20 protein-coding genes are annotated in these 23,310 nt (G+C 61.1%); 10 read left to right on the top strand and 10 right to left on the bottom strand.

From position 1 onward, the window contains the following. Positions 1-61: 61 nt before the first annotated feature. From OUZ49_RS13095 to OUZ49_RS13055, 9 genes are all read right to left on the bottom strand, one after another. Entirely contained in the window at positions 62-829 is a 768-nt protein-coding gene (locus tag OUZ49_RS13095) for an alpha/beta hydrolase (protein WP_266150900.1), read from the bottom strand. A gap of 67 nt (positions 830-896) precedes the next feature. Continuing rightward, positions 897-1,577 (bottom strand): type 1 glutamine amidotransferase domain-containing protein, encoded by a 681-nt coding sequence (locus OUZ49_RS13090; protein ID WP_266150898.1) that lies wholly within the window; start codon positions 1,575-1,577, stop codon positions 897-899. Between the two features lie 302 nt (positions 1,578-1,879). Further along, entirely contained in the window at positions 1,880-2,398 is a 519-nt protein-coding gene (locus tag OUZ49_RS13085; RefSeq protein WP_266150896.1) for an FUSC family protein, read from the bottom strand. Between the two features lie 10 nt (positions 2,399-2,408). After that, positions 2,409-3,545, bottom strand: a complete 1,137-nt coding sequence (locus OUZ49_RS13080; RefSeq protein ID WP_266150895.1) for an alkene reductase — start codon at positions 3,543-3,545, stop codon at positions 2,409-2,411. Between the two features lie 77 nt (positions 3,546-3,622). After that, a complete protein-coding gene (locus tag OUZ49_RS13075) occupies positions 3,623-5,038 on the bottom strand; it encodes an NAD-dependent succinate-semialdehyde dehydrogenase (RefSeq protein WP_266150894.1) in 1,416 nt (471 codons plus the stop codon). Between the two features lie 116 nt (positions 5,039-5,154). Then, entirely contained in the window at positions 5,155-5,961 is an 807-nt protein-coding gene (locus tag OUZ49_RS13070) for a helix-turn-helix transcriptional regulator (protein WP_266150893.1), read from the bottom strand. Positions 5,962-6,133: 172 nt separating this feature from the next. Then, on the bottom strand, positions 6,134-7,048 hold the full coding sequence (locus OUZ49_RS13065) for an alpha/beta hydrolase (RefSeq protein WP_266150892.1): 915 nt from the start codon (positions 7,046-7,048) through the stop codon (positions 6,134-6,136). A gap of 241 nt (positions 7,049-7,289) precedes the next feature. Further along, complete coding sequence (locus OUZ49_RS13060) at positions 7,290-8,732, bottom strand: catalase (protein WP_266150891.1); 1,443 nt, start codon at positions 8,730-8,732, stop codon at positions 7,290-7,292. Between the two features lie 125 nt (positions 8,733-8,857). Next, entirely contained in the window at positions 8,858-9,712 is an 855-nt protein-coding gene (locus tag OUZ49_RS13055) for an aldo/keto reductase family oxidoreductase (RefSeq protein ID WP_266150890.1), read from the bottom strand. Between the two features lie 94 nt (positions 9,713-9,806). On the opposite strand from OUZ49_RS13055, the gene OUZ49_RS13050 reads away from it, so the two are divergent. Next, on the top strand, positions 9,807-10,712 hold the full coding sequence (locus OUZ49_RS13050; protein ID WP_266150889.1) for a LysR family transcriptional regulator: 906 nt from the start codon (positions 9,807-9,809) through the stop codon (positions 10,710-10,712). 245 nt (positions 10,713-10,957) lie between these two features. Here the strand turns inward: OUZ49_RS13050 and OUZ49_RS13045 are convergent, their stop codons facing one another. After that, positions 10,958-12,361: a MipA/OmpV family protein gene (locus OUZ49_RS13045; protein WP_266150888.1), complete on the bottom strand. Its 1,404-nt coding sequence runs from the start codon at positions 12,359-12,361 to the stop codon at positions 10,958-10,960. 671 nt (positions 12,362-13,032) lie between these two features. Here OUZ49_RS13045 and OUZ49_RS13040 point away from each other — a divergent pair. From OUZ49_RS13040 to OUZ49_RS13005, 9 genes are all read left to right on the top strand, one after another. Beyond that, positions 13,033-13,251: a hypothetical protein gene (locus OUZ49_RS13040; RefSeq protein ID WP_266150887.1), complete on the top strand. Its 219-nt coding sequence runs from the start codon at positions 13,033-13,035 to the stop codon at positions 13,249-13,251. Between the two features lie 435 nt (positions 13,252-13,686). Beyond that, a complete protein-coding gene (gene kdpF / locus OUZ49_RS20965; protein WP_380003893.1) occupies positions 13,687-13,767 on the top strand; it encodes a K(+)-transporting ATPase subunit F in 81 nt (26 codons plus the stop codon). Between the two features lie 109 nt (positions 13,768-13,876). Further along, the gene (gene kdpA, locus OUZ49_RS13035) at positions 13,877-15,580 is read left to right on the top strand and encodes a potassium-transporting ATPase subunit KdpA (RefSeq protein ID WP_266150885.1); all 1,704 of its coding nucleotides are present in this window, start codon (positions 13,877-13,879) and stop codon (positions 15,578-15,580) included. Positions 15,581-15,589: 9 nt separating this feature from the next. Beyond that, the gene (gene kdpC, locus OUZ49_RS13030) at positions 15,590-16,168 is read left to right on the top strand and encodes a potassium-transporting ATPase subunit KdpC (RefSeq protein WP_266150883.1); all 579 of its coding nucleotides are present in this window, start codon (positions 15,590-15,592) and stop codon (positions 16,166-16,168) included. A 12-nt stretch (positions 16,169-16,180) separates the two neighbouring features. Beyond that, positions 16,181-18,265: a potassium-transporting ATPase subunit KdpB gene (gene kdpB / locus OUZ49_RS13025; RefSeq protein ID WP_266150881.1), complete on the top strand. Its 2,085-nt coding sequence runs from the start codon at positions 16,181-16,183 to the stop codon at positions 18,263-18,265. Positions 18,266-18,324: 59 nt separating this feature from the next. Next, complete coding sequence (locus OUZ49_RS13020) at positions 18,325-19,806, top strand: DUF4118 domain-containing protein (RefSeq protein ID WP_266150880.1); 1,482 nt, start codon at positions 18,325-18,327, stop codon at positions 19,804-19,806. After that, entirely contained in the window at positions 19,803-20,510 is a 708-nt protein-coding gene (locus tag OUZ49_RS13015; protein ID WP_266150879.1) for a response regulator, read from the top strand. Before OUZ49_RS13020 ends, OUZ49_RS13015 begins: the two co-directional genes overlap by 4 nt. Before the next feature lie 91 nt (positions 20,511-20,601). After that, positions 20,602-21,402 carry a transporter gene (locus OUZ49_RS13010; RefSeq protein ID WP_266150878.1) on the top strand — a complete coding sequence of 267 codons (801 nt, stop codon included), beginning with the start codon at positions 20,602-20,604 and terminating at the stop codon, positions 21,400-21,402. Positions 21,403-22,247: 845 nt separating this feature from the next. Continuing rightward, positions 22,248-23,261 carry a LacI family DNA-binding transcriptional regulator gene (locus tag OUZ49_RS13005; RefSeq protein ID WP_266150877.1) on the top strand — a complete coding sequence of 338 codons (1,014 nt, stop codon included), beginning with the start codon at positions 22,248-22,250 and terminating at the stop codon, positions 23,259-23,261. Positions 23,262-23,310 lie beyond the last annotated feature (49 nt).

Raw genomic sequence — 23,310 nt, 5'->3', positions numbered from 1 at the left:
CTTCATGTCGGGGCAGTGGGTCGTCATTTCGACGACCCGTACCGCAAGGGACGTAAGGTCGTTATTTCGATGAACCTACCGCAGCCTGCTCAATCAGCTTCGCCACCTCTTTCGGATGCGAAAGGAATGCGGCATGGCTTGAGTCCACGCCGATCGTGGTGCTGCCGGCGCGCTTGGCCATAAAGCGTTCAAGCTCCGGGTTGACCGTGCGATCGGACTTGGCGACCAGCGACCAGCTGGGTTTGACCTTCCACGCTGCCTTAGACACAGGGTCAGTAAAGGCATGCACGGATGGCATCACCTGCGAGATGCCCATGAAGCGCGTGATGGCAGCAGGAACGTCGGCGGCGAAGTCCGCATGCAATTGGGCGGGGTCGATGTAAAGAAAGTCGTCTGCGGTTTTCTTAATCGCTTTGGTGGCGCCGGGAAACTTTTCCGTGAGGGTTGCCAGACTCTCACCGTCATCGGGCTGGTACGCGGCGATGTAAACGAGGCCCGCCACCTGAGGATCGTTGCCAGCTTCCGTGATTACGGCGCCGCCGTAGCTGTGGCCCACAAGGATGGCCGGACCGTCCTGCATGTGAAGCACGCCGAGCGTAGCTTTTACGTCATCCGCGAGCGAGGTCTCCGGTTGTTGAACGACAGCTACGTTGTAGCCGTCTTTCATAAGGATGTCCGACACAGCTTTCCAGCCAGAACCGTCCGCGAAGAAGCCATGCACCAGCACGATATTCTTGATCGGTTGAGAAGGTGTCGCGTGGGCGCCGAAAGCGGACAGACTTATGGCCAGCGCGGCAGCGATGCGGGTGCGGCTGAATAAGCTCTTCATGTGTTTCTCCCAAGAAAATCGAGCAATCGATGGGCTGGTGATAGTTGGATTCAAAGAAGCGATTCGATCAGGCGGAAAGTCGTTCCATCAGCACCGTCGCCGCTTCCGACGACGACGCCGGGTTCTGGCCCGTGATCAGCAGGCCATCGGTGACCACATACGAGCCCCAGTCCGGACCCTTGGAATACAGGCCACCCTTTGCCTTGAGTTCGTCTTCGACCAGAAAGGGAACAATCTTTGTTAGACCAACGCCCTCCTCCTCGCTATTGGTAAAGCCGGTGACCTGCTTGCCTTCAACCAGCGGCTTGCCATTTGCCGCCTTGACGTGGCGAAGCACGCCCGGCGCATGACAGACGAGCGCGACCGGCTTGCCAGCCTCGATGAAGGACTCGATCAGTGCGATCGAATGGGCATCTTCGGCGAGGTCCCAGAGTGGGCCGTGGCCGCCCGGATAAAATACGGTGTCGAAATCCGCCTGCGAGACGCTATCGAGGCGAACGGTGTTCGCCAGTTGAGCATTGGCCGCGACATCGGCTTCGAAACGATGGGTAAGGGCGGTGCGGAAAGACGGTTCGTTGCTCTTGGGGTCCAGCGGAGGCTGGCCGCCCTTAGGCGAGGCCATAACTACTTCGACGCCTGCGTCCTTGAAGGTGTAGTACGGCGCAGCTAGTTCTTCGAGCCAAAAGCCCGTCTTGCGGCCGGTGTTACCCAGTTGATCGTGAGAGGTCAAAACAATGAGAACTTTCATGGCGTTTTCCTTGGTTGTTTTAGTAAGCAGGCCACTCGCCTACAGAGTGAAACAAAAAAACGGAGCTTCGTAGCAAAGAGCCGGTGCGCTCCCGTTGGGGCGGGAAGGTGAACAATTGCGGTGTGCTGAACATCGCTTTATGGAACGGTGCGGCCTTGCGTACCGTTCATACGCACACAGAAGTCCGTTCGATCTCGAGCCTGGTAGCGGCGCACGTTGTAGAAAGACCACGCTTTGGTGATCGCAAGGCGGAACGGATGTGTCCTCTTCTGCGCCACGAGGGAGGGGCGGCAATGACAGCCTTAGCGGAGAGGTCGGTCATTCTGTGCCGCTTCACTTAAGAAGTACGCCTCGACCCAATGAAACGACCAGCCGACCCCTGTGCCCAAGACAACCTCGCCTCCACGCAGCACCGCGATCGCAGTAATGGGCACCACGGGATCTGACGGTAGAAGCAGGATCGGGCACGTCCACATTGCAACGCGAAGCAGAGGAAATCGCTGGGCGATCAGCGCACAGACGGCGATCGCTAGCCCCATCTGGAGTCCAACGGACACGGTGAAAATCATGGTCACTTGGCGAACGAGGATCGTCACTACAATGCCAACCAGCGTGCCTATTACCCGCCCCACCAGTGACGACTGAGTCTCGCGGAGCTCTTCCTGAGACACGATTACTGCCGACACTGCAGCCCAGGAAGCTTCGGTCAAGCCAAGTGAGACAGCCAGTTCATAGGCTGTCGCAGCAGCTCCCGCACAGCGGGCTACAAACATGGCCGTGCGAAAAGGAATCGCCTGGACCACTTGTGAAGCGAAGCGCATCGCTTGGCCCCTATTGTTGATTAACCAGAGGCTCCGAGCGCTGATTACCGCGAAGCGCAACCATGGGTGGCCAATCGGAATAGCCCGTGGCATCGCCGCCATACCAATATTGCTTTGGTGCATCGGCCAAGGGCGCGCCGACCCGAAGTCGCTCCACAAAGTCAGGATTGGCGATGAAGGGGCGGCCGAAACTAAACAAATCCGCATCACCGGCAGCCAGCGCCTTTTCCGCTAGTTCGAGGGTATATTGGTTGTTTGCGATGTAAGCACCAGCGAAGCGCCGGCGGAGTGCTGCGATATTCAAGCTGGCTGGCGTATCGCGACTCTGTTGGGTAATTCCTTCGATGCCGTGCACGTAGAGAAGGCCGAGCTTGGAGAGCTCGTCGATGTAGCTTGCAAAGGTGTTTTCTGTGTGGCTATCGAGCGGAGTTTCGCCAGGTGTGGTTGTCACCGGCGATATGCGGATACCAACTCGCTTTGCGCCCCAAACGTCAATGACTGCACGCACGACGTCCAGCGGAAACCGCAGCCGATTGCTGAGCGTGCCGCCGTATTGATCTCCGCGGCGGTTGGTGCTGTCGCGGACGAACTGCTCGAGAAGATAGTTGTTGGCGGAATGAACTTCCACACCGTCAAATCCGGCCCTCTTGGCCTTATCCGCAGCGCGGCGGTAGTCCTCGACGATCCGTGGTATCTCGTCGGTCTCCAATGCCCGCGGCGTGACAAAATCCTTCATGCCATCACCGACACGGATCTGGCCCAGTGGGCGGATAGCTGATGGTGCGACGGGGAGCGCGCCGCCATGCATATCAGGGTGGGACATCCGACCTGTGTGCCAGAGCTGTAGAAAGATCTTTCCTCCACGCTGGTGCACGGCCGTGGTGACTCTGCGCCATGCGGTTACCTGCTCATCTGACCAGATGCCGGGCGTGCGCGGATAGCCGCGACCCTGAGCCGAGATATTGGTAGCTTCGGTAACGATAAGCCCGGCCTGCGCACGCTGCCCGTAATAGTCAGCTGCGTATTCGGGTATGACGCCGGCATCATCTGCCCGGCTGCGTGTCATCGGAGCCATGACTATTCGATTGCTCAGTTGCAGGTCTCCGATGGTCACAGGCTGCAACACGAGGCTGGTCGAGCCGGCCATAACAAGCACTCCTCTAAAGAATTAGCGATGGGGTAATGGGACGGGATAGCGCGGAAATGCGGATCAGGCGCGCTCGGCTAGTCGACCGTCCTTATCCATACAGCCTGGGCGTTAGTGAACTCGCGCAGGCCAAAGTGCGAAAGCTCGCGCCCGTAACCACTTTTCTTCACCCCGCCGACTGGAATCCGCGGATTCGAAGCGCTAAAGCCATTGATAAATACCCCGCCCGTATCCAGGCGACGAGCGATACGCTGCGCTCGTTCGGTATCCGAGGTCCACAGGTTCCCCCCAAGACCGTAATCGCTCGTGTTTGCCAACTCGATGGCGTGTTCCAGGTCATCAGCTATCGCGATGGCTGCGACCGGTCCAAACGTTTCTTCATCGAAGGCAGTCATACCTGGAGCGACGTCACCCAGCACAGTCGGTTCATAGAAGTTGCCAGCTCCAGGCACCTTTTTGCCGCCAAGGAGGAGCGTTGCACCTTCGGCGAGGCTCCGTTCGACTTGGTCATGCAGCTCGTCACGCAGATCCTTGCGCGCCATCGGGCCGATTTGGGTTGATGTATCCGTGGGATCGCCGATCTTCAGGGTTCTTGCTGCTTCCACGAATTTGCGAGTGAACTGGTCGGCTATTGGACGCTCAAGGATGAAACGTTTTGCCGCCAGGCATACTTGCCCCGAATTCTGGAAGCGGGCATGGATTGCCGCTTCAACGGCAAGTTCAATATTTGCATCAGCTAAGACGATGAACGCATCGCTGCCGCCGAGCTCAAGCAAGCTCTTCTTAAGTGCCCTTGCGGCAGTCGACGCGACGGCAGCGCCCGCGCGCATGCTGCCGGTCAAAGTCACCGCGGCGACACGGGAATCCTCGATGACGTGCGCGACCGTAGCATTGTCAGAATTCAGGTTCGCGAAGAGGCCCTTGGGAAAGCCGGCGGCCTCATAAGCCTCTTCCAGCGCATACGCCGCGCCCATCACATTTGGGGCATGCTTAAGGATGAAGCCGTTACCAGAGAGCATGATTGGTCCAGACGCACGGACGACCTGCCAGAGTGGAAAGTTCCACGGCATGACGGCGAGAATCGAGCCTATCGGCAGGTAGGAAACATGCACCTGATCATTTGCGTCTACCGGCACAGGCTCATCGGCAAGAATCGCGGGGCCGTTTGCAGCAATCCAATCGATCGTTGCGGCGCATTTTTCGACCTCGGCGCGGGCAGCAACGATGGGCTTACCCATCTCAGCGGTGATGACCGAAGCGAGGCGCTCCGTGCGATCGCGAAGCACTGTCGCCAGACGACGATAAACGATGACGCGCTCGCTCATGGGCGTGGCACGCCACATTCGGAAGGCGGCCGAGTTCGCATCAAGCATCCGTTCGACATCGTCGGAGGTCTGATACGGGTAGGTCGCAATCAACTCGTCATTCGCGGGATTACGGGAAACGCCGCCGTCGACGTACACGATCGCGGGATTGTACGCGTTGTTGGTCATAGCAGACTCCATGAGGGGTGGCGGCAGCGTCCCCCGTTGGAGTCCAATCTCCAGTGGATCGCTGTGCGAAACCCATTATGGTGATCTGGTTAAGGCCAAGAAGGCGTCTTGTTATCCTATGACCGGGAGTCATAGGCAGAGCTCTGGAGGACGTAACTGACCAGTGAAAGGTCCGGGCGTCCCGCGGGCGTTAGCGCAATGTAAATAAACTCTGTCAGCCCTTTGGTCGGGTGCATCAGACGATTACTACCCTCGTTGAAACCTCGCACCTGGGTATCGGGCCACCACTCACGAAACTCGTCACTTAGGTCGATCAATTCCGCGACGAGCCTGTCGAAGGGCGTCTTGTCATGCGCCTTTGCGCGAGCAGTTCGGAACGCTGAGATCATGCCGCGAGCCATCTGTTCCCAATCGAGAATGAGCGTCCTATAAGGGGAGTACAAAAACAGAAGGCGCAGCAGGTTGCGCTCAAACGGCTCCAGAGAGCCGTAGTCGACCAATAGATCAGCCATGGCACTATTCCACGCGAGAATATCCAGCTGAGGATTTCGAACATACGCAGGGATGGGGTTCATGGCATCAACAAGCATCCTCAAGCCATCGCTCAGTTTCTTGCTGCTTTTGACCTGGGGAGCAGCGCGCGATGACAACGAAGACAAGTAAGCCGTTTCGATGTCGTTGAGTCTCAATACTCGGGAAATGCGACCAAGTGCGTTGTCCGATACCTGGATATCTCGGCCTTGCTCAAGCCAGGTGTACCAGCTCACGCTCACCCCTGCTAGAACCGCAACCTCCTCTCGTCGCAGACCAGGAGTGCGCCTGGTTCCACCGGGAAGCCCGAACTCGTTAGGTCGAAGTTGTGCACGTCGAACGGAAAGGAAGGCGCCAAGCTCGCGGCGTTCGTCGTAGGTTGACTTCTTCATACTTCATGGACCGTGGTAGGACTCGTGACACGGGGCGATTGAATTCGCCTGTCCGAGCACGCACCAACGTGCCCTTCGTAAACGAGATCAGTTGTCTCCAATGTCGCTTCGAGTGCGGCGATAGCACATTGCCGGCGCTCAAAGCTATGGGGCGCCAGCTGGTCGAAAATTACTAGCTGCGAGGATAGAGAGCCGCGTGAAGCTTCTCGTTGGCCTGAGCCACTGCAGCCTTCGCTGCCGGTGTGTCGCCCAACGCATCGAGCATTACGAAGTCGTGGATGGTGCCGAGGTAGCGGGTCGCTGTCACATCAACACCAGCTGCGATCAGCCTGTGCGCGTAGGCTTCGCCCTCATCTCGGAGCACATCGTTTTCACCAGTGATAACGAGCGCCGGTGGTAGCCCCTTAAGCTGTTCAAACGTCGCATTCAGCGGGGTCACCAGAGGGTTCATTCGGGCGGCCTCGTCAGGGACGTAGGCGTTCCAGAACCATTGCATTGCGGGTAGCGTAAGCCAAGGGCCATTGGCGAACTCACGGTAGGAACCATTCTTAAAGTTCGCATCTGTAACCGGATAGAACAGCACTTGGTAGACAAACTTCGGGCCAGCAAGTTCCTTGGCCATCAAAGTTACCGCGGCGCTCATATTGCCACCTACGCTATCACCGGCGATCGCCATGTTCTGGCCGTCAATGCCGTGCTGCTTGCCATGCTCGACAACCCACCTGGCGGCTGCGTACGACTGTTCGTTCTGGACTGGGAACTTCGATTCCGGCGCACGCGAATAGTTAACGAAAACGACGGCGGCGCGCGCGCCATTGGCGAGTTGGCGTACCAATCGATCGTGCGTATTCTCGCTACCCAACACCCAGCCAGCGCCATGGATATAGAGAACCACAGGCAATGTGCCTGTCACGCCTTTCGGGCGAATGATGGTGATGGATACAGGGCCGGCGCTGGCATCGTTAAAGGTGAGGTCTTGCTTATCGACTGGCAGTTTGGGGACGTTGCCAGACTGCGCGCCTTCCAGGACCTCGCGAGCCTGCGGCACAGGCAGCTTATAAATTGGTTCGCCGCCTTTAGCGGCCAAAGCATCGATGAATGCCTGTGTCGAAGGATCGAGCTGGCCAGCACTGGCCCGAACTGAGACGGAAACCGCGGCAGTGCCGAGGGGGGGTTAAGCATATTCAACACGTTATCCTGATGCATGGTCGTATTTCGATAGGTCAAACAAATCTCGCTCTATCCAGTGAGAAGAACTTCTCCCGTCCATAGCTCACGTCGACGCTTTTGATAAGCGCCGGTTCCGTTATTCCAATGAGATCGAAGGATCAGAGTGAGATTCCAAGTGCTTCAGCAACGCCTTCTCCGTAAGAAGAATCAGCCTTGCTGAAATGCGCAATTTGGCGCCGAATAATTTCATCCGGAACACCTTGCATAGCGGCGGCTATATTGCTGAAGAGCTTCTGCTTCTGGTCTGCACGCATCAGGCGGAACAGGTCACCCGGCTGGGTGTAGTCGTCGTTGCCATCACGATGGTCGTAGCGATCGGCGTCGCCCGAAATTGCTAGTGCAGGCTCCTGCACCGACTTGTCTTCGATGGGGCCATTGAGCGAATTTGGCTCGTAGTTGACGCTGCCGCCACCGTTACCATCGAAGCGCATCTCGCCATCGCGGTAATAGTTGTTAACGGGGCAGCGCGGTCGATTTATTTCGAGCGAATTGTGATTCGTACCCAGGCGATAGCGCGCCGCGTCGGCATACGAAAAGATACGAAATTGCAGCATCTTGTCCGGGCTGTGGCTGATGCCGGGGACAACGTTCGCCGGTGAGAAGCTTGCCTGCTCAACCTCGGAAAAATAGTTATCCGGATTGCGATTGAGCTCCAGTACGCCCACTTGAATCAACGGATAGTCCTTGTGCGGCCACACCTTGGTGAGATCGAAGGGGTTGAACGACGTGTTCTGTGCCTCGGCCTCCGGCATCACCTGCACGTACATCGTCCATTTCGGGTAGTCGTTACGTTCAATGGCCTCGTAAAGATCGCGCTGGTGCGAGTCGCGATCCTGTCCGATGACGCCAGCGGCTTTTTCGTTGGTCCAGTTCTCGATACCTTGCCGTGTCTTGAAGTGGAACTTCACCCAGAACCTCTCTCCCTGGTCGTTCCAAAAACTGTAGGTATGGCTGCCAAAACCATGCATGTGGCGCAACGTGGCAGGCAGGCCGCGGTCGCTCATAAGAATGGTCACCTGATGCAGCGATTCGGGTGACAGCGACCAGAAATCCCACATCGCCGTTGCGCTGCGAAGATTGGTGCGCGGATCTCGCTTCTGGGTGTGGATGAAATCGGGAAATTTGTATGGGTCGCGCACAAAAAACACGGGCGTGTTGTTGCCCACCAGATCCCAGTTGCCTTCGTTGGTGTAGAACTTGATGGCGAAACCTCGTACATCGCGCTCGGCATCCGCGGCGCCGCGTTCGCCGGCCACGGTCGAGAAGCGAAGGAACAAAGGTGTTTGTGTGCCTGGCTTGAACACCTTTGCTCGCGAATAGCGCGTGATGTCATGGGTGATGGTCAATGTGCCGTGGGCGGCCGATCCCACGGCATGGACGACGCGTTCGGGAATGCGCTCACGATTGAAATGTGCATGCTTCTCGAATAGTTGGTGATCCTGTACCAGCAAAGGGCCTCGCTGACCTGCGGTGAGCGCATTTTGGTTATCGGAAACAGGTGTGCCAGCCGACGTGGTGAGAGTTGGCCTTGATTTCTTCATGTCTTGCTCTTGGTCAGGAAGTTGACGTAATGGACTTCGTGCTGGGCCCACTGGACCACGCGTGTCGTCGAGGAATAAACAGCGCATGGTGGAGCACCGGCCGGGGCCGGTGTTCCGCCACGGTTTTACAGTGCGTCGAGTTGCGCCAGCACGTCGCCCGACAGGGCCAGCTCGCCGGCTGCCATGTTCTCGCGCAGGTGCGCTACCGACGAAGTGCCAGGGATCAGCAGGATGTTGGGCGCGCGATGAAGCAACCACGCCAGCGCCACCTGCATGGACGTGGTGCCGAGGTTTGCTGCGATTTCCGACAGCTCGGACGACTGGATCGGCGTGAAGCCGCCCAGCGGGAAGAACGGTACGTAGGCAATGCCATCGGCGGCGAGTTCGTCCACCAGCGTGCCGTCCTCGCGATGCACCACGTTGTATAGGTTCTGCACGCAGACGATCTCGGTGATGCGCCGCGCTTCGGCCACCTGCGTGCGGGTCACATTACTCAGGCCCACATGGCGGATGAGCCCCTTGTGCTTGAGTTCCGCCAGCGCTTCCACCTGAGGCGCGATGGACCCTTCCTTCGGTGTATGCACGTCGCCCATGATGCGTATGTTGACCACGTCGAGCACGTCCAGCCCGAGGTTCTTCAGATTGTCGTGCACGCCGCGCTCCAGTTCCGGCGCTTGCTGCGCGGGCAGCCAAGAGGCGTCGTCGCCGCGCACGGCGCCGACCTTGGTGACGATCACCAGGTCATCGCGATACGGATGCAGCGCCTCGCGAATCAGGCGATTGGTGACATGCGGGCCATAGAAGTCGCTGGTGTCGATGTGGTTGACGCCGGACTCGACGGCCTCGCGCAGCACGGCGAGCGCCGCCGCATGATCTTTCGGCGGCCCAAACACGCCGGGGCCGGCCAGCTGCATGGCGCCGTAGCCCATGCGGTTGACGGTGCTGCCGGCGAAGGGAAAGGTCTTTACAGGTTGCGTCATGGGGAGATCCTCAATGGGATCACGCCACTATGTGCGGGGCGATGGCGTTTGATAATCCACGCCAATGCGTACAGGCTGTGCGAAACTCTGCACAATGGCCCCGGAATTCAACGATCTCGCCGCGTTTCTCGCCGTCGCCCGCGCCGGCGGTTTCCGCGATGCCGCGCGCGCCAGCGGCGTTTCGGCGTCGGGACTGAGCGAGGCCGTGCGACGCCTGGAATGCGCGCTGGGTGTGCGCCTGCTCAACCGCACCACGCGCAGCGTCGCGCCCACCGAAGCCGGGCAGCGCCTGATCGAGCGACTGGCACCGGCGCTGGCGGACATGGAAGCGGCGCTGGACGTGCTCAACGTCTTTCGCGACACGCCCACCGGCACGCTGCGGCTCAACGTGCCTGCCGGCGTGTCACGCGCGGTGTTGCTGCCTATCCTGGCCGACTTCTCCAGGCAGCATCCCGGCATTACCGTGGAAGTGATGGTGGAAGACAGCTTCGTGGACGTGCTTTCCGCCGGCTGCGATGCAGGCATCCGCTACGACGAGCGCCTCGCGCAGGATATGGTCGCCATTCCGATCGGGCCACGCGTGGAGCGCTTCGCCACGGCGGCGTCGCCGGCTTATCTCGACGCCCATGGGCGACCGGCGCATCCGCGTGAGCTGCTTGAACACGCCTGCCTGCGCGTACAGTTCGCCAGCGGCGCCATGCCCGTGTGGGAGTTCGAGCGCGACGGCGACATCGTGCGCATCGATCCCACCGGCCCGCTGCGCGCGCGACCGGGTGCCGCGTTCGACCTGGTCATCCAGGGCGCGCTGGCCGGGATGGGGGTGGTGCACACCTACGAAGAACTCCTGCGCCCCCATGTCGATTCGGGCGGGCTGGTGCCCATCCTCGAAGACTGGGAGCAACCGTTCAGTGGCCCCTTCCTCTATTACCCGGGGCGACGCAACCTGCCCACGCCGCTACGCGCTTTCGTGGATTTCGTGAAGGCACGCGACGCCGGATAGGCTCACGCGCAGAGCCGCTCATCGCGTGCGGACTCAGTGAATAGCCGTGCCCACCCGGGATCCTGGACGTAGCTGGGCGGTTGAGATCGAGCGGCCAAGTTATGGTTGAAAGTCGCGGCCAATTTATGCTTTATCGAACATCCGATGTGCACGTGCCCATAAGTTGGCCGTTCTGGCCAATTCGCGGTCACTAGCTACTCATAAAGTGTCCGTTGGTTGGCAAGGCTTGCCCGCGCACTGCTTTGTCAAAGAGCGGTTTCAAGATAGGTGTAGATGTAGTTCGAGCCGCCGTCGACGTTACCCAACAGGCGCGACGACGCGAAGATGCCGGAGCGGTGCGAGACGCCAAAGCCGAAATAAGTCCTCTTGAGCGCCTTTGAGCGGAAGATGTCGCCGACGTTGACGTCGATGCTGGGGTCAAGGTAGTTCAGCAGGCGCGACGTTTCGCGCTCGCGCCGAGCCTGGCTGCTGATTTCGGTGTAGGGCACGTGTTCCGCGTAGGAAAGGCCGTAGCCAAAGCCCAGACGGGTTTCCACCCAGCGGCTCCAGGGAAAGCCGTAGTAGAACGCTTTCATGTACATGTCGATCTGTAAGCCGTTGGTCGCCAGGCCGTTGTCGTCGCGATACAGCAGCCCGATGTAGCCGACAAAATCCAGCGGCCAGTCGTTTAAGCGTCGGATGAAGGGGCGGCCGATTTGTACGCCGGTAATGCTGGTGGGGTTTTCGTTGTCCAGCGAAACGCAGCTCAAGGTGACGATGTTGGCCATATGACAACCTGCGCCGGCTGCGCGACCGTAGAACACTTTGAGGTAGGTGGGCGAATTGTCGTCGTACCAGGCCGCATCGTGATGGCTACCGAAGTCGTACACGGCGCCCAGGTACAGTGCGGGTTGGATGCCGTTACGGACGATCGGGCTCTTGCGGACATCGCTATCCAGATAGGTGGCGGAAAGGCCCCCGATCAAGCGCAAGTTCTGGAGAACGGTATAAGTGGCATACAGGCCAAGCGTGGCATTGACGCCGCTACCTGGCTCGTAGGCAGGGCGCACGGCGGTGGCTTCCTGGGGCTTCACGCCGTAGTAATAGTTGTTCAAGTTGGCGTCGCGGAAGGACACGGTGAAGTCCGGGCGAAGCACCCAGCGGCTGAAGCGCCAGTCATACGAATAACCCAGGCGCACTTCGGTACCGTGCGAGACGCTGGTGATGTCGTGCAGTACCGCGGCGCGCAAGGTGCCCCAGGGCTGGCGGTTCGCGTAGGCCATGCCCAAGTCGGCACTGGTGGTGCGCAGATCCATGCCTTCCAGCACGCCGTTCCGCTGTTCTTCCGGAAAGCCTTCAAGACGCTGGGCCAGGAATACATCCAAGCGTTGCTCATCGGAGTTGTAGAGCTTGATGCCAATACGATCGGCACTGAGAAAGAAATGCGTGCCTTCGTACAGGTAGAGCGGCAGCAAGTCAGTGCGATAGCCAGCGTCCTTGTAGGGCGATGTTTCGGTGCGCACGACAAAGCCGAGGCCGGCGCTACCGGGATCGCTCAGCAAGTCGTTGATATGGTCGGTACTGGTCTGGCCGTGCGCGTCATGGGTAATGGATAGGGCCAGCATGATGAGGAATAGGGCGGCAGGGGAACTATGGTTCCGATGGCTCATCTAGTCTCCACTCCTGAGGCGAAGAAAGCCGGTGCCGATGACGGTACGCCTCATGGCATGGCTCAACGTTTGGGCGGCAGTTCGCGTCGATCTGAACAAATGGCTTTCCGTCATTGCTGCAGGCGATGGTTTGTTCAGACCTTCCCCTTGGAGAAGTCATAGAGGTCGGTCGGTGAAATTCATGTTGATTCGGCAACGCCTGACCTTTAGTTCCTTTCGCGGGCTAAGCGCCTGTATGCACCCGCGCGAACACCAACGTCAGCGGGTCCAGGGTGACTCCTGTGGCAACGGCCAGTCGATCGTCAGACAAACGGCGACTAGGATCCGATGGTCTTTAAGCCTTGGCTTACAAGGAGGCACCCCATACGGAGCCTGGATTGACAAGGTCGCGATAGCGCGACAGTGTCTTTTCGTGGAGTTCGAACGCGTAGTGGTTGCAGCGGTCAATGGGCTCCTTGGAACCGCCTTCGCCCTGTGCGTGTTCTCAGCCATCTTTGGTGTCGTTCGCAGTGGTTAGCCTAGGGCTTAAGCTAAGGTCCGCAACCCGAACCGGCAGTTCCGGTATCCTAGTTTGGTGTTGAGACCGAAGCGCGCCTAGCTTCAACCGCTCGGTCGCCATCGAGATAAAGATCTGCCTGTTTCCGAAGAAGTTCTTGCATTCCAGGGGGAATATGCAAGCGAACGACATCAACATAGCCGTTCACATCGGCAACGCCAGCATCAACCTGAGCGTGAACGACGACGTCTCGCTGTCGCTCATAGGCAACAACGTGTTGAACAAGCGACCCCCGCGCGACGGCACCAACGGCTCGTACCCGTACTACGACCAGTACAACTACAACGGCTACGGCCGCGCGATCATGGCCGAGTGGAGTTGGAAGTTTGATTGAGGCGGATGTTTCCTCGAAGGTGTCGCGACGACGCGCGAAGCACGTGTGCTGACCTCTCGGCGGGCTGATGCCCGCCGAGATTCGTTTCAAGTAGGCGAATTGCCCGGAGCAAGTCGACGTTGCCGTTGCCCCGGACGCCAATGCCCGGGGTTACCCAGTCCAGGGATAACGTCGCCAGTACGACGGCCGAGCGGCCGTCGACATAGGCGCGGAGCCTCGAAGTACCGGCCGAGCCGTTTCATCAGTGGGTTGCGCTGACTGATTGAAGCCACCGTCCGGAGCGGTCATTACTGGCGCCGCCGGAATCTTGATACGGCCTTGATACCGCCCACCTCGATCTCCGCGCCATCTTGAACTGTGTCGACCTACGCTGCGTACCTCGTCATTCAAGAGGCTTTCCGCCATGCGTCAGGCCCATGCCACGGAGGCGCCGTCATGCTCGTGACCGGTTGCGTCCTGTTGTTCGCCTTGTTCGCCTATCTGCTCTACGCGCTGATCAAGCCAGAGCAATTCTGAGTCCACTCTCCGAGGTACCTCATGTACGACATCGTCTTCGTGACGGTGGCGGCGCTGTTCTTCGTCGTTGCTGCCTGCTTTGTCATCGCGCTGGACCGGATCTGAGCCCATGTCCATCGATATCGCCCAATTCGTGCTGCTCCTGGTGCTGATGGCCGGTCTGGTCGTCGTGGCCGGACGCTGGCTGACCAAGCTGCTCACAGCACGCGGACACTGGCTGCCAGAGCGCATCGGCTATCGCCTGCTGGGAATCGAGCCCGGTGTTGGTATGGACTGGAAGGCCTACGGCCTTGCCCTGGTTCTGAGCAACGCCGCCATGATGCTGCTGGGCTACGTGATCCTGCGCATACAATCCTGGTTGCCGTTTGATGCGCTGCACCGCGCCTCGCAGACGCCTGACCTTGCCTTCAATACGGCAGCCTCGTTCATTACCAACACGAACTGGCAGTCGTATTCCGGCGAGTCCAGCCTGTCCAATTTCTCGCAAATGGCCGTCATCACGTTTCTGATGACGGTGAGCGCTGCATCGGGCATTGCCGCTTGCGCGGCCTTCATTCGCGGGCTGGCGCAGCGCGAAGCGCGTGATGTCGGCAATTACTGGGTGGACTTCAGTCGCATCACCTGGCGACTGTTGTTGCCGATCTGCCTTGTGTTGTCGCTGGTGTATGTCTGGCAGGGCATGCCGCAGACGCTGGCGAGCGGCATGGATGCCACCACGCTGGAAGGCACCACGCAGCACATCGTGACGGGGCCCGTGGCGAGCCTGGAGGCCATCAAACACATCGGCACCAACGGCGGCGGATTCTTCGGCGCGAATGCAGCACATCCGTTCGAGAATCCCACGCCGCTGACCAACCTGTTGCACATGCTGGCGATGTTCCTGATTCCTTCGGCGCTGACTTACGCCTTTGGCCGCATGCTGTCGCGCCGTGCACAGGGATGGGCGTTCCTTGCCGCATTCCTGGTGATGTTCGTGGGGTTTCTCGCCGTGGAATACCCGGCTGAGCGCGCCGGCAATCCGATGTTCGCCAGCTTGTCTGTTGACCAGGCGCCCGGGGCTCTGCAGCCCGGCGGCAACATGGAAGGCAAGGAGATGCGTTTTGGTATTGCGCAGACCAGTGTCTTCGTGGCCGTCACCACGGCCGCCACCACGGGATCGGTCAACGCGATGCACGATTCGTTGACGCCGGTCGGCGGCATGGTGCCGTTGTTCCTCATGATGCTCAACAGTGTGTTTGGCGGCGTGGGCGTCGGCTTCATCAATCTGGTGTCGTTTGCCATTCTCACGGTGTTCCTGGTCGGCATGATGATCGGGCGCACGCCTGAGTTTCTCGGCAAGAAGATCGAGGCGCGCGAGATGAAGCTGGTGATGCTGGCGGTGCTTGCGCATCCGTTCTGCATCCTCGGGTTCACCGCGCTGGCCGCGCTCTGGCCTGGGGCCGCGTCAGGTCTTGGCAACGCCGGTCCGCATGGCTTCAGTGAATTGATCTACGCCTACACCTCGGGCACGGCCAACAACGGCTCGGCGTTCGGCGGCCTCAACGCGAATACGCCGTTCTACAACACCACGATTGGCCTCGCGATGTTGCTGGGTCGCTACTTCACCCTGCTGCCCATGCTGGCGGTGGCCGGTTCGCTGGCGGTCAAGCGGACCGTGCCGGAGAGCCCGGGCACGTTGCCGACCGCGACGCCGTTGTTCACCGTGTTGCTGATCTTCGTGATCGTCGTGGTGGGAGGGCTCACCTTCCTGCCGTCGCTGGCGCTGGGCCCGATCGTCGAGCACCTGGCGATGTCCGCCGGCCAGTTCTTCTGAGGCATGACCATGATTCCTTCCCTTGTTCGTCCTGTCGTCGTGTCGGCCGTGTTGTTCATGGCTGTCACTGGCATTGCGTATCCCGTGGTCAGCACCGGCATCGCGTCCGTCCTCTTTCCGCGTCAGGCGGCCGGCAGCCTGGTACGCCAGGGTGAGGTCGTCGTGGGCTCGGTCCTGCTGGGCCAGGATTTCCACGCGCCGCGCTACTTCCACCCGCGCCCCAGTGCAACCAGCGACCAGCCTTACAACGCTGCCTCGAGCGGAGCCAGCAACCTCGGCCCAACAAGCGCGAAATTGCGCGACGCCGTACGCGATCGCGCGACCGCATTTCGCAAGGAAAACGGCCTGGCAGGCAACGCGCCGGTGCCGGTCGATGCGGTCACCGCTTCCGCATCGGGGCTCGATCCGGACATCAGCCTCGCCAATGCGCACGCACAGGCGTCGCGCGTCGCGGCGGAACGTCACCTGTCGCTGGGCGAGGTCAACACCTTGATCGATCGCGAGGTGCAGGGGCGCCAACTGGGATTGTTAGGCGAGCCGCGCATCAACGTCCTTGCCCTGAACCTCGCGCTCGATGGCGCGCGCTGAACGGAGCCCACCATGAGCACTTCTCAACTCTCTATTCCCGAAAGCCTCGATACCCCGCCGGCGATCGCGTCGCCAGGGTTGGGCGCGATCATCTGGGACGCGTTCGCCAAGCTGGCGCCCGCCACGCAGTGGAAGAACCCAGTGATGTTCGTCGTCTATCTCGGCAGCATCCTCACCACGGTGCTCGGCCTGCAGGCCTTGCGCGGCCAGGCCGATGCGCCGGCGGGCTTCGTCTTTGCCATTGCCGGCTGGCTGTGGTTCACGGTGCTATTCGCCAACGCGGCCGAGGCACTCGCCGAGGGGCGCGGCAAGGCGCAGGCCGCCGCGCTGCGCGCGGCGAAGAAGCGCGTGCACGCGAAGGTGTTGCGCGAGCCGCGCCTGGACAGCAGCTGGTATATCGCCAACAGCGACGAAATCACGGCGGGCACGTACGTACTCGTGCAGGCGGGCGAAACCATTCCTGCCGACGGCGAGGTGGTGGAAGGCGTGGCATCGGTCGACGAATCGGCGGTCACGGGCGAGTCTGCGCCCGTGGTGCGCGAGTCCGGTGGCGACTTCTCATCGGTCACCGGTGGCACGCGCGTGTTGTCGGACTGGATCATCATGCGCGTCACCGCCAACCCGGGCGAAGCGTTCCTGGACCGCATGATCGCGATGGTCGAAGGCGCGCGCCGCGGCAAGACGCCGAACGAGGTTGCGCTGACGATCCTGCTGGTGGCGCTCACTGCCATCTTCCTGATGGTCTGCGCCAGCCTGCTACCGTTCTCCGCACTGAGTGTCGCGCTCAGCGGCCACGGCAGCGTGGTCAGTGTGACCGTCCTGGTGGCGCTGCTGGTGTGCCTGATTCCCACCACCATCGGCGCGTTGCTCTCGGCGATCGGCATCGCCGGCATGAGCCGGATGTTGAAGGCCAACGTCATCGCTATTTCAGGGCGCGCCATCGAGGCCGCCGGTGACGTGGACGTGTTGCTGCTGGACAAGACAGGCACGATCACGCTGGGCAATCGCCAGGCGCATGCGTTTCATCCAGCGCCTGGCGTGAGCGAGTCGGCCCTGGCCGAGGCCGCGCGCTATGCCTCCCTGGCTGACGAAACGCCCGAAGGTCGCTCCATCGTCACGCTGGCACGTGAACGGCTGGGGGCGGGTGATCTCGGTCTGCCTGAAGGCAGCGTCGCCGTGCCTTTCACCGCGCGCACACGCATGAGCGGCGTCGATATGGGCGAGCGGTGCATCCGTAAGGGAGCAGCATCCGCCGTGCGAACCTATGTGGAAGCGCTGGGGGGCGCCTTCACCGCTGATATCGATCGCACCGTCGAGAACGTCGCGCGGCGCGGAGCCACGCCTCTGGTGGTCGCCGATGGCCGCTGCGTGCTTGGCGTGGTGGAGCTGAAGGACATCATGAAGGAGGGCATCAAGGCGCAGTTTGCGGAGTTGCGCCGCATGGGCATTGCCACGGTGATGATCACCGGCGACAACCACCTCACCGCTGCCGCCATCGCAGCGGAGGCCGGCGTGGACGACTTTCTCGCCGAAGCCACGCCGGAGGACAAGCTCGCCCTCATCCGTCGTTATCAAGGCGAAGGCCACCTGGTCGCCATGACCGGCGACGGCACCAACGATGCCCCCGCGCTGGCGCAGGCCGACGTGGCCGTGGCGATGAACAGCGGCACGCAGGCGGCCAAGGAAGCCGGCAACATGGTTGACCTGGATTCCAACCCGACCAAGCTGCTGCGCGTGGTCGAGGTCGGCAAGCAGATGATCATGACGCGCGGTGCACTGACCACCTTCAGCGTCGCCAATGATTTGGCCAAATATTTTGCCATTGTGCCGGCGGCCTTCGTGGCGACCTATCCGTCGCTGGACGCGCTCAACATCATGCACCTGCATTCGCCGGCATCCGCCATACTTTCGGCCGTCATCTTCAACGCGCTGATCATCGTGGCGCTGATTCCACTGGCGTTGCGCGGCGTGCGTTACCGGCCGGCGCGGGCGAAGGACCTGCTCACCCGTAACCTGCTCATCTACGGCGTGGGCGGCATCATTGCACCCTTCGTGGGCATCAAGCTGATCGATCTGCTGCTGACTCCGCTGATGTGATCAGGCCGAGGTCCATCGCGATAGCCGCCCCCGCCAAGGGGGGGCTATCATGGCCGGCGATGATTCCGCACCCCGAACAAGTGCCGCCGCGACCGTTCCAATACCGCGTGCTGGGCTACGCCGTGGCGGCCTGCGCGTTCACGACCGGTGTCGCTGCCGTGCTGCTGCGCGTGTTCGACCTGTCGAACGTGGTGATGGTTTTCCTGCTGACCGTGATGCTGGTGGCGCTGCGCTGGGGGCGCGCCGCCGGTGCCCTCGCCGCCGTCGTCGCCGTAGGCAGTTTCGATTTCTTTTTCGTGCCGCCGGTGTGGTCGTTCCACGTCTCGGATACGCAATATCTCTTCACCTTCCTTCTGATGCTGGCAGTCGCCCTGGTGACGGGCCAGCTTGCTGCGCGCCTGCGTGCAGAGGCAGTGACTGCGGCAGCGGGGGAGCGCCGCGCGAATGCGCTCGCGGCCGTCGCCGCGGATCTCTCCGTGGCCGGTCGTGACCAGGACATCGCCAACATTTGCATGACGCGCATAGGCCCGTTGCTCGACGGCAAGACCACGCTATTGCTGCCCGGCCGGGATGAGCGCATCCCAACGCCCTGCTACGGCGATACGGGCATCGCCCAGTGGGTGCTCGAACAGGGCATGCCGGCGGGGCGTGGCACCGAGACGCTGCCCGCGAACTACGCCAGCTATCTGCCTTTGACGACACCTCTGCGCACGCGCGGTGTGCTCATGCTCGAGCGCAAATCGGTGCGACCGTTGGATACCGAGCAGCTCGGCCTGTTGCGCGCCTTCCAGTCGATGATTGCGCTTGCCATCGAGCGCGTGCATTTCGTCGAGGTCGCGCACGAGACACAGCTGCGCGTGGAAGGCGAGCGTCTGCGCAATGCGCTGCTGTCTGCCGTGTCGCACGACCTGCGTACGCCGTTGACTGCCATCCGGGGCATGGCCGGCATGCTGGGCGAGAGTGACGTGGCGCTGGCCATCGTGAACCAGGCCGACCGCATGCAACGTCAGGTTACGAACCTGCTGGATGTCGCGCGCCTGCAGAGCGAAGGCGTCCGACTGGATCTGCAATGGCATGCACTGGACGAACTCGTCGGCTCCGCGCTGGCGGCGACACCGCTCGGTGCGCGTCAGGTGGTGGTCGATATCCCGGCCGAGCTCCCGCTGGTGGAACTGGACGCTACCTTGTTTGAGCGCGTGCTGGTGAATCTGTTCGACAACGCGGCGAAATACACGCCAAGCGATGCCACCCTCTATATCCGCGCCGACCGCACGGGTTCGAACCTCATCCTGCGCGTGGAAGATGATGGCCCAGGCTTTCCGCCTGGTATCGACGTCAATGCACTGTTCGCCGAATTCGCGCGGGGTGCGCGTGAATCGGCCGTGCCCGGCGTGGGGTTGGGGCTGTCACTGTCGCGTCGCATCATCGAGGCACACGGCGGCAGCATTTCGGCATCCCGCCGCGACCCTCATGGCGCGCGCTTCGAAATCATCCTGGTCGCTGGTGAGCCGCCGACCATCGACATGGAAGACCCCGAATGAACAAGCCGCGCATCCTGGTCGTGGAAGACGAGGCTGACATTCGCCGCTTTCTGCGCCTTGCGCTGGAGCGCGAGGACATGACGGTATTCGAAGTCGGCGATGCGCTGCACGCGCGCATCGATGCCGCCAGCCGCCAGCCCGACCTGATCGTGCTCGACCTCGGTCTGCCCGATGACGATGGCAAGGCGGTGATTCGCGACGTAAGGGGATGGTCCACGGCACCGATCATCGTATTGTCTGCGCGCGAGAGCGAGACGGAGAAAGTGGCCGCACTGGAATCGGGTGCTGACGACTACCTGGTCAAGCCCTTTGGTGTGCCGGAGCTTGTAGCGCGCGTTCGCGCGCAGTTGCGCCGCGCCAACCTCGCGGGCGCGCGTGGGCAGGCGAGCGCGCTTATTCGGTTCGGCGATATCGTAGTGAATCTCGCCACCCATGAAGTGTGGCGAAGTGGCGAGGTGGTGCACCTGACGCCCATCGAGTTTCGCCTTCTGGCGGCTCTGGTGCGGGGGCAGGGCAAGGTGCTGACGCACCGGCAATTGCTGATCGAGGTATGGGGTCCCGGCCACGCCTTGCGTTCACACTACGTGCGCGTCTACATGGCCAACCTGCGGCAGAAACTGGAGGAACAGCCAGCGCGTCCGCGCCATCTGGTGACTGAGTTGCAGGTGGGCTACCGCCTGGCCGGCATCGTCGAGACACCTTGATGGCGTCTTGATATCGCTTTCGCAAATGCTGCACCGTCCTTAGATTCAGGTGCCTAGCATGGGTGGTGACTCTTGATGCAAAGACGTGACCATGACTCTCCGATCCATCCTGCTCGTCCCGCTCGCTTTGGCCCTATCCCTGCCGGCGTTCACCGCCCGCGCCGACGACGCTCCGCCCATCTGCACCGACCGCCCCACCAAGGCCAATGTGACCTGCACTGTGCCCGAAGGCATGTGGCAGCTGGAAACGGACGTTGGCAACTACACCCGCGACACGCACGACGGAGGCAGCACCGAGACCTTGTACTTCGTCAATCCGTATCTCAAATACGGTATCAGCAGCCATACCGACATCGAGGTGAACTGGGCGCCGGATGTTCGGGCGCGCACCAGCGCCGATGGCCAGCACCAGACCACGAACGGTGCGGGCGACCTGTTCGTACGCGTGAAGACGAACCTTTACACCGGCGACATCTTCAGCGCCTCGATCATTCCCTTCATCAAGGCACCGACGGCATCGCACGGCATTGGCAATGGCCAGTGGGAGGGCGGCGTCATCGTGCCGATGAGCGCAGCCGTGGGCGCTGGTTTCACCCTGACCCTGGGACCGGAGCTTGACGCCGTGGCGGACACCGACGGTCAAGGCCACCACCTTTCGGTGACCAACCTCATCAACCTTACCCACTCGCTGACCAGCAAGCTCTCCATGGAGATCGAGTACTGGCGCCAGGACAACCAGGATCCTTCGGGGCACATAAAGCGAGAATCGGGCGACATCGCCTTCATTTACGTGTTGAATCCGAATCTTCAGCTGGACATGGGCGCCAACGTGGGCCTGAATCATGCGACACCGGACATGCAAACGTATCTCGGCCTGTCATATCGCTGGTGACGCGGCGCGCGAGTCGCGTTTGCGATCCCGATGGTGTCCCTCGTCCACCGTAACGCTAAACGACTGGCGGTGCGCCCGCTTGGCAGATAAGCACGTGCTTGCCGGCCTGACCTCGACACCCGGTTGGCAGAATGCCTCAAGGCGTTAGCCGGAACCTCGAATCTTGAAGCAAGGGCGTACGTTATTGCGAACTAGCTTCGGTTGGTGTCGAGAGACGGTGCAGAGTCTTCTGGCGTTCCGCCTATGCTGACGCATTGAATGACGTCGAGACCGCGCTGCCGACCTTAGGGCTTTCTTGAAGCCTGCCTGATGAGAGCGGAGTAGGCCCGAATCGTCACCCATGCCAATTCGTTATCACAGCGAAAGCTGGGATCCAGCGACGTCTCGCTTTCGCTCATAGGAAACAACGTGTTGAACAAGCGACCACCCCGCGACGGCACCAACGGTTCGTACCCGTACGACGACCGATACAACGACAACGCTTACGGCCTCGCGATCATGGCCGAGCTGAGCTGGAGGTTGGATTGACGCGGATGAATCGGTGCACGACCGGTCAACGACCACCGTGGTTTGTTTGCAACGATCCCGGCGGGCTGACGTCCGCCGGGACTCGCTCTACGTACGCAAACGTGGCCAGAACGAGTGGGCATTGACGGTGTCCCGGGCCCAAAGCCAGGGGTTACCCCGTCCTGGGAGAGCGTCGGACTCAAAGCGACGCGGGAGCACGCGTAAAGGAGAGAAGTCGCCCAAGTGGATCGCCTTCTGCCCTTCGCTCGCGGGTCCTTGTAAAGGGTTGGCCGCGAGAGGCATAGTCACGCCGCAGCACGGTGATGTCTGGAGAATTCATGCGGGTACGCCTCGAAGATGTAGCACGCGCGACGGGTGTCTCGCCAAAGACGGTCTCTCGCGTCTTGAACGAAGAGGCGTCCGTCAAGGAATCCACGCGCCAGAAGGTGCTGGCAGCCATGGAGTCGATGAATTATCGACCCAGCCCGGCCGCCCGTGGGCTGGCCGGGAGGCGCTCGTTCCTGGTCGCCATGCTGTATGACAACAACAACAACCCTGCGTCGACCTATCTCGCCGAGATCCAGGATGGTGTGCTCGACGCCTGTGATGCAAATCGTTACAGCATGATGGCCTGCCCCCTGCGGATGCGCGGGCAAGACTTCATTCGTCGCGTCGACGCCTTGATTGCGGATCACGAGATCGATGGCGTCATCATGACGCCCCCGCTCACCGACTACCCACCGCTATTGCAGCGTCTGCAAGAGCAAGGCGTGCCTTACGCCAGCATCTCGCCGCTCCATCGCGGACGCGCCATTGGCGTATGCATGGACGAACAGCAGGCGGCGGAGGCCCTGGTCAACCATCTGGTCGAACTTGGACACCGGCGCATTGCGCACATCGTAGGCATTGCCAACCATGGCGCCAGCCGCTGGCGACTGGCCGGGTACAAAGACGCGCTGGCCGCCGCCGGGATAACTTACGATGCTCAATATGTAGCCCAGGGGGAGTTCACGTTCGGCTCTGGCGTGATGGCCGCACGGCAACTATTTGCGCTACCCCAACGCCCTACCGCGATCTTCGCCGCCAACGATGATATGGCGGCCGGCGTCATGTGGGCCGCGAACGAGCTTGGCCTGAAAGTCCCGCGTGATTTATCGGTGTGCGGGTTTGACGACACGCCGTTGGCGACCCAGTTGTGGCCTCCTTTGACGACAGTGCGGCAGCCGAGTCGCGAGATGGGGAAGCTTGCCGCGCTGCAGCTGATGGAGCTTCTTCGCGGGCGTGGCACGGGGCTGCTGGTGCAAGTTCCTTACGCGCTTCAATTGCGCGAGTCGACAGCCGCCGTGCCCTGATCGCCAACGGCGGTTTTTGCCTTGATCGACCCATCCGGCGCACACCGAG

Source organism: Dyella halodurans (assembly GCF_026283925.1).
In the GTDB taxonomy this organism is placed as follows: Bacteria; Pseudomonadota; Gammaproteobacteria; order Xanthomonadales; family Rhodanobacteraceae; genus Dyella; species Dyella halodurans.
This window is presented reverse-complemented; position numbering and strand designations above follow the sequence as displayed.